Raw genomic sequence first — 8,345 nt, 5'->3', positions numbered from 1 at the left:
TGTCTCAACAGAATATAAATTATCTATGTGAAAATAATGATATTTCAGCTAAAACTCATATTTTTAGAAATGCTATTTATCAAGAGACATTTGAAGATATAGATATACAAATTGTAAAAGAAAAATATGATTTAAATCCTGATAAAAAATTGTTATTGTATGGCGGTAATCTAGGAATTCCTCAAGGTATTGAATATATTAAGGATATAATCAAAAGATTTCATGAAATTGAAAATGCTCAATTGATGATAGTAGGAAATGGTACTCATTATGATGATTTAAAAAGGTGTATTGAACAGACTCAAAATGAAGATATCAAAATACATAACTATTTGCCAAAGGAGCAATACAATGAATTAATCGCTGCAAGTGATATTGGTTTAATTTTCCTTGATCATCGATTCACTATTCCTAATTATCCTTCAAGGCTAACAAGTTTAATTAATGCTGGAAAACCTATTCTAGCAGCTACAGATAAAAATACAGATATTAAAGACGACATTATTAATAATCAAATAGGTTTATGGAATGAAAGTAATGATGTTGATGCATTTATAAATAATGCTAATAAGTTATTAAAAAGTGATTTAAAGGTATACAGCGAAAATGCGAAAAATTTCTTTGATAGTGAATTTAGAATCGAAGATAATATTGATAAATTATTAAATATTATTAAGGAGTAATTAACATGAAATTAACAACTATCGGTTTAGGTTATATTGGATTACCAACTTCTATTATGTTTGCAAAATATGGTGTTAATGTAACAGGTGTAGACATAAATGAAGATGCAGTAAAATCTTTAAACAATGGAGTTTTACATTTAGAAGAGCCTTTTCTAGATGAAGCACTGAAAGAAGTTATCGAGGCTGGTACATTTAAAGCATCTTTAAAACCTGAAAAGGCTGACTGCTTTATTATCGCTGTTCCGACACCAAATAACAATGATCAATACAAGTCTTGTGATATTGGCTATGTTATGTCAGCTTGTGAGAGTATTATTCCTTATGTTGAAAAAGGAAATGTAGTGATAGTCGAATCTACAATTGCCCCAAGAACAATGGATGATCATGTTAAACCTTTCTTTGAAGAAAAAGGATTTAGAATTGGTGAAGACTTATTCTTAGTTCATTGTCCTGAACGTGTTTTGCCTGGACAAATTATGAATGAACTGATTCATAACAATAGAATCATCGGTGGTATTACTCCAGCTTGTACAAAAAAAGCTAAAGAAGTATATGCCGTTTTTGTTCAAGGAGAAATGATTGAAACAAATGCTAAGACTGCTGAGATGTCTAAATTAATGGAGAATACATATCGTGATACAAACATTGCTTTAGCAAATGAATTAGCAAAGATTTGTTTTGAATTAGATATCAACGCTTTAGAAGTTATAGAGATGGCGAACAAGCATCCACGTGTGAACTTACATTTCCCTGGACCCGGGGTTGGCGGTCATTGTTTAGCTGTTGATCCTTACTTTATTATTGCGAAGTCGCCAGAAAATAGTCCACTAATTCAGAACTCTAGAAGTATTAATAATAGCATGCCTGAATTTGTAGTTGATAAAGTTAGAACTATTGTTGAAAAAACAGATGCGAAGAAAATATCTGTATTCGGTTTAACATACAAAGGAAATGTAGACGATATTCGTGAATCTCCTGCGATGGATATTTATCATATGCTTCAAAAAGAATTTAATATTGATATCGTTGCGCATGATCCACACGTAAAAAAGTCTTTTGTAGAAGAAGATATAGCAAAAGCAGTTGAAGATAGTTCTTTAATATTAGTTTTGTCTGATCACAATGAATTCAAAGATTTAGACAATGTAGCACAATCAATGAAAGACAATATTATCTTAGATACGAAAAATATTGTAACTACACATGATAATTATCAATACTTTAACATGGGAAATCTTTATCAGATTAAAGAATTACAGGTGTAATTATGAAACGATTATTCGATTTCACAGCAGCTTCTGTCGGAATTTTAGCGGTTTCACCAATTATTGTAGGAACAGCAATTGTTGTTAAGAAAAAGATTGATTCACCAATAATCTTTAAGCAAACACGTCCTGGACAATTTGGTAAACCTTTTGATGTCTATAAATTTAGAACAATGACAAATGAAACTGATGAAAATGGAGACCTCTTACCTGACTCTGATCGATTAACAGATACAGGTAAGTTTCTTAGAAAATATAGTCTTGATGAACTTCCTCAATTAATTAATGTTATTAAGGGTGATATCTCTTTAGTTGGTCCTAGACCATTACTGATGGAATACAATGATTTATATAACGCTGAACAACGTCGTCGTTTAGATGTTAAGCCGGGTATTACTGGATGGGCTCAAGTTAATGGAAGAAATGCATTATCATGGGAAGAGAAGTTCGAACTAGATGTATGGTATGTGGATCATCAATCATTCATGTTAGATATGTATATCCTTTACTTAACAGTTATCAAGGTATTCAAAAGTGAAGGAATCAGTCAGGAAGGTTCTGTAACAGCTGAGAAGTTTACAGGAACACCGGCTGATGCATAAGATAACTTTGCTTGGCAATGGTGGTCACGCTAAAGTTATTAGGGACATGATAGAGAGACATCCAGAATTTGAGCTATATGCTATATTGGACGGTCAGATTCATGAAAAGTTTATTGAAGAAGGCATAGTATATGATTCTATGGATTGCATAGATGTATACAAACATACCAAGTTTATCATTGCTATCGGCAATAATCATGTTCGCGAGAAGATTGTAAATCAATATAGTTTAGGAGACTCTGATTTCGCAACAATTATCGATCCATCTTCTGTTGTATCTAAATTTGCACGTATTTCTATTGGAACAGTTGTTATGCCAAATACAGTAGTTAATTCATATGCTGAAGTTGGAAAGCATTCCATTGTCAATAGCGGCGCTATAGTAGAGCATGATAACGTGCTTGGAGATTATACGCATATCTCTCCTGGTGCAGTCTTATCAGGTACAGTGACTGTTGGTGAATTCACGCATATTGGATCAGGTAGCGTAGTTATACCAAATATTAATATAGGATCACATTGTATTATTGGTGCTGGTAGTGTCATAATTAAAGATATAGAAAGTAATGTTACTGCTGTTGGTAATCCAGCACGCATAATTAAAAGGAGCGAATAAAATGGAAGAACGTGTATTTCTATCAAGCCCGCACATGGGTGGAAATGAAGAAAGGTATGTCAAAGAAGCATTTGATACGAATTGGATTGCACCACTCGGTGAGAACGTAACACAGTTTGAGAATGCAGTTAAATCTTATACAGGTACGAAAGCTGCTTGTGCGTTATCAAGTGGTACAGGTGGTCTTCATTTAGCATTAGACCTTTTAGGTGTAGGGCCAGGAGATATCGTTTTTTGTTCGTCTCTTACTTTTATTGCAACGGCTAATCCAATAATGTACTTAGGTGCAGAACCTGTGTTTATTGATTCTGACCTGGATAGCTGGAATATGTCGCCTTATGCACTTCGTAAAGCATTTGAGAAATATGCTGCTATGGATAAGTTGCCTAAAGCGGTTATGATTGTTAACTTGTATGGTCAATCTGCTAAGATGGATGAATTAATGGCAATCTGTAATGAATATAATGTTCCTGTTGTTGAAGATGCTGCTGAGTCTCTAGGTAGTAAGTATCATGGACAGATGAGCGGCACTTTCGGTAAGTTTGGTATCTTCTCATTTAATGGTAATAAGATTATTACAACATCTGGTGGTGGCATGATTATTTCTGATGATGAGGAAGCAATTGGGCATGCATTGAAGAAAGCGACGCAAGCTCGTGATAATGCATTACATTATCAGCATAGTGAGGTTGGTTATAATTATAGATTAAGCAATGTATCTGCTGGTATCGGTCGTGGTCAGATGGAAGTGCTTGATGATCGTGTGGCAAAGAAACGTGATATCTTTGACCGCTATGTTGAGGGTCTTAAAGGAATCGACGGAATTTCTTTCATGGAAGAACTAGAAGATAGCTTTAGTAACAGATGGTTATCTACGATGATTGTTGATAGTGAGAAAGTAGGCAAAACATCTGTTGAAATTATTGAACATCTAGCAGGATTTAATATTGAAGCACGTCCAGTGTGGAAACCAATGCACTTACAGCCATTATTTGAAGGTAAAGATTTTATTCAGGATGAGCATCAGGACGTTTCGAAATTCTTATTTGAGAATGGAATATGCTTACCATCAGACACGAAGATGACTGAAGTAATTCAAGATGCCGCAATTGATATGATTAAGACTTTTATAAATAGCTAATAGATTGTCACCCCTCGATATATATCAGGGGTGATTTTTTTGCGTTTTCTGATGAAGCTGATGATTTCATTCTTCGTCATGCTGCTACTATTCTTTGTATTATAAAAGGACTTTGGATTATTCAAAGTCCTTTTATAACGCGATTTTTCTAAATAATATATCCTGCAGCGTATACTTATCTAGTACTGATAGATATGCATTCAATGCTTCACCGAGTACACCTTGCAGACCGCATATTCCTGCAATCGGGCATGTGTTCGTCTCACGATCAAAACATTCGACTAAGTTGAAATGTTCCTCGGTCTTTCTTATTAAATCACCGATATTAATTTCTTCAGGTGCCATCTTGATGCGTATGCCGCCACCGCGTCCGCGCGTCGTTTCAATATAACCGAGGGTAGCGAGGTTATTCACAACCTTCGTCAGGTGATTCTTCGAAATCCCGTAAAACTTCGCAATTTCATCTATTTGAACCCGGTGCTCCTGACGTGCGACATACATCAAGACACGTAATGAGTAATCTGAGTAAAGTGTTAGTTTCATGGTCATCTCTCCTTCTCCATATTATAGCACTAGACTGTGAATTTTTTGTTCATAGATGATATAAATGATTGTAATTTGTAGGGATGAGGTGTATATTAAAGATGTATTTATAATGTATCTTTAAATAGGGGGGGTTAGTGTGTTAACAGAAGAAACTAAGAATATCGTCAAATCGACGATTCCAGTGCTGGAGGAACATGGTACGGAGATTACGACTGCTTTCTATAAGCATATGTTTGAAGCGCATCCTGAGCTGCTCAATGTCTTCAATAAGACGAACCAGAAGTTAGGGCGTCAGCAGACAGCTTTAGCACAGACAGTTATCGCTGCTGCTAAGCATATTGATCGTCTGGAGGCGATTGTTCCGAACGTCAACCAAATCGCGCATAAGCATAGAGCGTTAGAGATCAAACCGGAGCATTATCCGATTGTGGGTGAGAATTTGATTTGGGCGATTCAGCATGTACTAGGTGATGCGGCAACGCCTGAGATTGTGGCGGCCTGGACAGAGACATATGGAGTGATTGCTGATGTATTTATTCAGATGGAGGCAGCACTGTATGATGAAGCGGATTGGCAGGGCTTTGTACCGTTCAAGGTTGTAGCGGTTAAGGAGGAGTCTCCTGAAATTAAGTCATTCACCGTGCAGAGTGATGCGGTACAATTGAAACCTGTGAAAGCGGGTCAGTATATTACGGTGAAGGTGCATCCTGAAGATGAAACAAATGATGCATTACGTCATTATTCAATCTGTTCTGTTGATACTACTCATGGACTTAAGTTCGCGGTTAAGCGTGACGTAGCAGGTGAAGAGAAAGGGATGGTCTCTAACTATCTACATGATCATGTGCAAGCAGGAGATGAGCTTCTGTTATCTGCGCCGGCGGGTGAGTTCTTAGTTGAGACTGATAATAAGGACCTCGTATTTATAAGTGGGGGCGTAGGTATGACGCCACTCATGAGTATGTTAGAGGATGAGGTGGATAAACGCAGTATTAAATTTATCCATTCAGCATATAACCGTGATGCTGTTCCATTTAAAGGTGAGATTACGAAGTTCCATAATAATAGTAACGTAGAGTTCTTCTTTAACTATTCGGAAAGTGAAGGTCGCTTAACGAAAGAGAAGCTATCACGAATTATAAACGGTAACGAAGAAATCTATATGTGTGGTTCTGTAAGATTTATGGAAGGCATGCTTGAGATCTTCAGTGATATGGGAATTGATAGAAGCCGCGTACACTTCGAGCCGTTTGGTCCGAAGATGAGTATTACAGTATAATATCTGGTTTAGAGAACTATTAAAGCACAGCGTTAGCTGTGTTTTTTTATTACGATATTTTAATTTCTGCATGAATTTCATGCAGTTTTTTAATATTTTAATGTGCTTTTTTATTTTCTGCTTTATTTAAGGTTATTTTGATGTGCAGTTTTTGAAAAATAGGTTTTTGACAGATTTGGTGGTTACGGGTATGTTTTTTGTGAGGTGACATATGATAGCGAAATTTCATGAAACGAATGATAAATTATTGCTGCTTCACGAGTTACAAGGTCGAATCAGATTGTCGAGGTCAGATAATGATACATTGCTGCGTTACTTGTCTGGGCTTGAGGGTGAACGTAAGTTTCTGGATGTTATGGGTGAAATCGATGGTGTTGTAATACTCTGGGATATTTATCTGGAGGACTATAGTGCGCAGTTTGATTTTTTAGTGTTAGCTGGGCGGTATGTGTTCCATTTTGATGTTAAGCATTATAGTGGGGTTTATGCGTATAAGGATGGGTTATTTAAAAGTGCGAATGGTCGTGTGAATAAGCGCTTGATGATGCAGCTTACTGGTAGTGAAGCGGGGCTAAAGCAGTTTTTACTGAATCACGGCTTTCATTACAAAGTGACAAGTCGTGTTGTATTTATGAACGAATCGTTTCAATTGATGGGTGATACAGATAAATATATTTTGTTTTATTATGATCTTGAGCGAGTCGTGGACTATTTGAAGGGGAGCGCTGGCATCTGTGAAGATATGATGAGGTTGAGTGAGACGCTGATTGCGCATCACGGTGATGACGCAAAGTTCTATAGTACTGATGATTATGATATGGATGATGTAAAGCCGGGTATACGATGTCCGAAGTGTCGTCGCGTTGGTATGATTCGAGATGTTAAGGGTCATAAGTATCGATGTCGATGCGGGCATAGGGTGAGTAATCGTGAAGCGGTCGATATCGTGTACCGTATGTTAGAGTTGTTTCGCGTGGATAGAATTCGTAAATGCGATCTGAATCGTCATCTAGAAATGCCGAACCGTACATTACAGAGAATTTTGAGCAAACATTATATAAAAAAAGGGATTAATCGAGGTATTTACTATGAAAAGAAGTAAAAATGGCACTGAAAATGGTGCTGAAAAATGATTTGAGTGCCATTTTCAGCGCCAAATCAGGTTATTTAAGAAATATTGGCACTCAAAAATGTACCAAAATAATAGCATATTAAATATTGGCCCGATAATGTACCTGCACCCACAAAAAAGACACCCAACTTCAGTTGAATGTCTCATCTATTTACTGCTGCGCACGTTTCGCTGCAAGTAATGTATTATTTAATACCATTGTAATTGTCAGTGGACCAACACCACCTGGTACGGGCGTGATTGCGCCTGCAACTTCAGAAACTTCATCATATACAACGTCTCCTGTTAACTTTCCGTCAACGACTGTATTTCCTACGTCTACGATGACTGCACCTTGTTTCACGACATCCTTCGTCACTAATCCTGGTTTACCTACAGCAGATACGATAACATCAGAGCGCTTTAATACTGCATCCATATCTTTACTGCGAGAATGCAGTAATGTTACCGTTGCATTCGCATCTGTCAGCAGTTTCGCAACGGGTTGTCCTACGATATGACTTCTCCCGATGACTGCGACATCCTTTCCTTCCAGGTCGATATCTGCATGCTTTAAGATTTCCATGATGCCCAGTGGCGTACAAGGGATATATGTTTCAACCCCTGCATAGAGTCGGCCGATATTGATTGGATTGAATCCATCAACGTCTTTTTCTGGTGCAATCTTCTCCAGCACTTTCGTTTCATCGATTTGTTTCGGTAGCGGGACTTGTACAAGGATTCCATGTACATTGTCATCATTGTTCAACTTGTCGATTTCTTCTAATAATGCCGCTTCGGTCGTGCTTTCATCAAGATGGATGATACTTGAGCTCATACCGATCTTCTCAGCAGATTTCTTCTTGTTGTTCACATAGCTCTGGCTTGCACCGTCATTTCCTACAAGAATAACCGTTAAATTTGGCGTAACCCCTTGTGCCTTTAACTGTTCGACTTCCTGTGCAAGATTCGCACGATAATCCGCTGCAATTTTCTTTCCGTCTAATACTTTTGCTGACATTCCAGTTCCCTCCATTTATTCGAACGTTTAATATCATTATAGCAGTAAGCAATCTAAAAATACGAACAAAAAAATAAT

9 protein-coding genes are annotated in these 8,345 nt (G+C 37.0%); 7 read left to right on the top strand and 2 right to left on the bottom strand.

Annotation, left to right across the window (positions count from 1 at the left end):
* The 5 genes from CD152_RS09955 to CD152_RS09935 all read left to right on the top strand — a co-directional run.
* The coding region (locus CD152_RS09955; RefSeq protein WP_146034107.1) for a glycosyltransferase at positions 1-683 on the top strand (683 nt) is incomplete at its 5' end.
* A 5-nt stretch (positions 684-688) separates the two neighbouring features.
* Positions 689-1,951 (top strand): nucleotide sugar dehydrogenase, encoded by a 1,263-nt coding sequence (locus CD152_RS09950; RefSeq protein WP_103214733.1) that lies wholly within the window; start codon positions 689-691, stop codon positions 1,949-1,951.
* A 2-nt stretch (positions 1,952-1,953) separates the two neighbouring features.
* Positions 1,954-2,553: a sugar transferase gene (locus tag CD152_RS09945; RefSeq protein WP_103214732.1), complete on the top strand. Its 600-nt coding sequence runs from the start codon at positions 1,954-1,956 to the stop codon at positions 2,551-2,553.
* Positions 2,546-3,169, top strand: a complete 624-nt coding sequence (locus tag CD152_RS09940) for an acetyltransferase (protein ID WP_103214731.1) — start codon at positions 2,546-2,548, stop codon at positions 3,167-3,169. Before CD152_RS09945 ends, CD152_RS09940 begins: the two co-directional genes overlap by 8 nt.
* 1 nt (position 3,170) lies before the next feature.
* The gene (locus tag CD152_RS09935; protein WP_103214730.1) at positions 3,171-4,310 is read left to right on the top strand and encodes an aminotransferase class I/II-fold pyridoxal phosphate-dependent enzyme; all 1,140 of its coding nucleotides are present in this window, start codon (positions 3,171-3,173) and stop codon (positions 4,308-4,310) included.
* Between the two features lie 132 nt (positions 4,311-4,442).
* On the opposite strand, the gene CD152_RS09930 is transcribed toward CD152_RS09935, so the two are convergent.
* On the bottom strand, positions 4,443-4,853 hold the full coding sequence (locus tag CD152_RS09930) for an RrF2 family transcriptional regulator (RefSeq protein WP_103214729.1): 411 nt from the start codon (positions 4,851-4,853) through the stop codon (positions 4,443-4,445).
* A 139-nt stretch (positions 4,854-4,992) separates the two neighbouring features.
* On the opposite strand from CD152_RS09930, the gene CD152_RS09925 reads away from it, so the two are divergent.
* Entirely contained in the window at positions 4,993-6,135 is a 1,143-nt protein-coding gene (locus tag CD152_RS09925) for a globin domain-containing protein (protein WP_103214728.1), read from the top strand.
* A 211-nt stretch (positions 6,136-6,346) separates the two neighbouring features.
* Entirely contained in the window at positions 6,347-7,237 is an 891-nt protein-coding gene (locus tag CD152_RS09920; protein WP_103214727.1) for a nuclease-related domain-containing protein, read from the top strand.
* A 181-nt stretch (positions 7,238-7,418) separates the two neighbouring features.
* On the opposite strand, the gene folD is transcribed toward CD152_RS09920, so the two are convergent.
* Positions 7,419-8,267, bottom strand: a complete 849-nt coding sequence (gene folD / locus CD152_RS09915; protein ID WP_101035217.1) for a bifunctional methylenetetrahydrofolate dehydrogenase/methenyltetrahydrofolate cyclohydrolase FolD — start codon at positions 8,265-8,267, stop codon at positions 7,419-7,421.
* Between the last annotated feature and the right edge of the window lie 78 nt (positions 8,268-8,345).

It is taken from the genome of Macrococcoides caseolyticum (assembly GCF_002902665.1).
GTDB lineage: Bacteria > Bacillota > Bacilli > Staphylococcales > Staphylococcaceae > Macrococcoides > Macrococcoides caseolyticum.
Note: the sequence above shows the minus strand (reverse complement) of the source record. Positions and strands in the feature narration are given on the sequence as shown.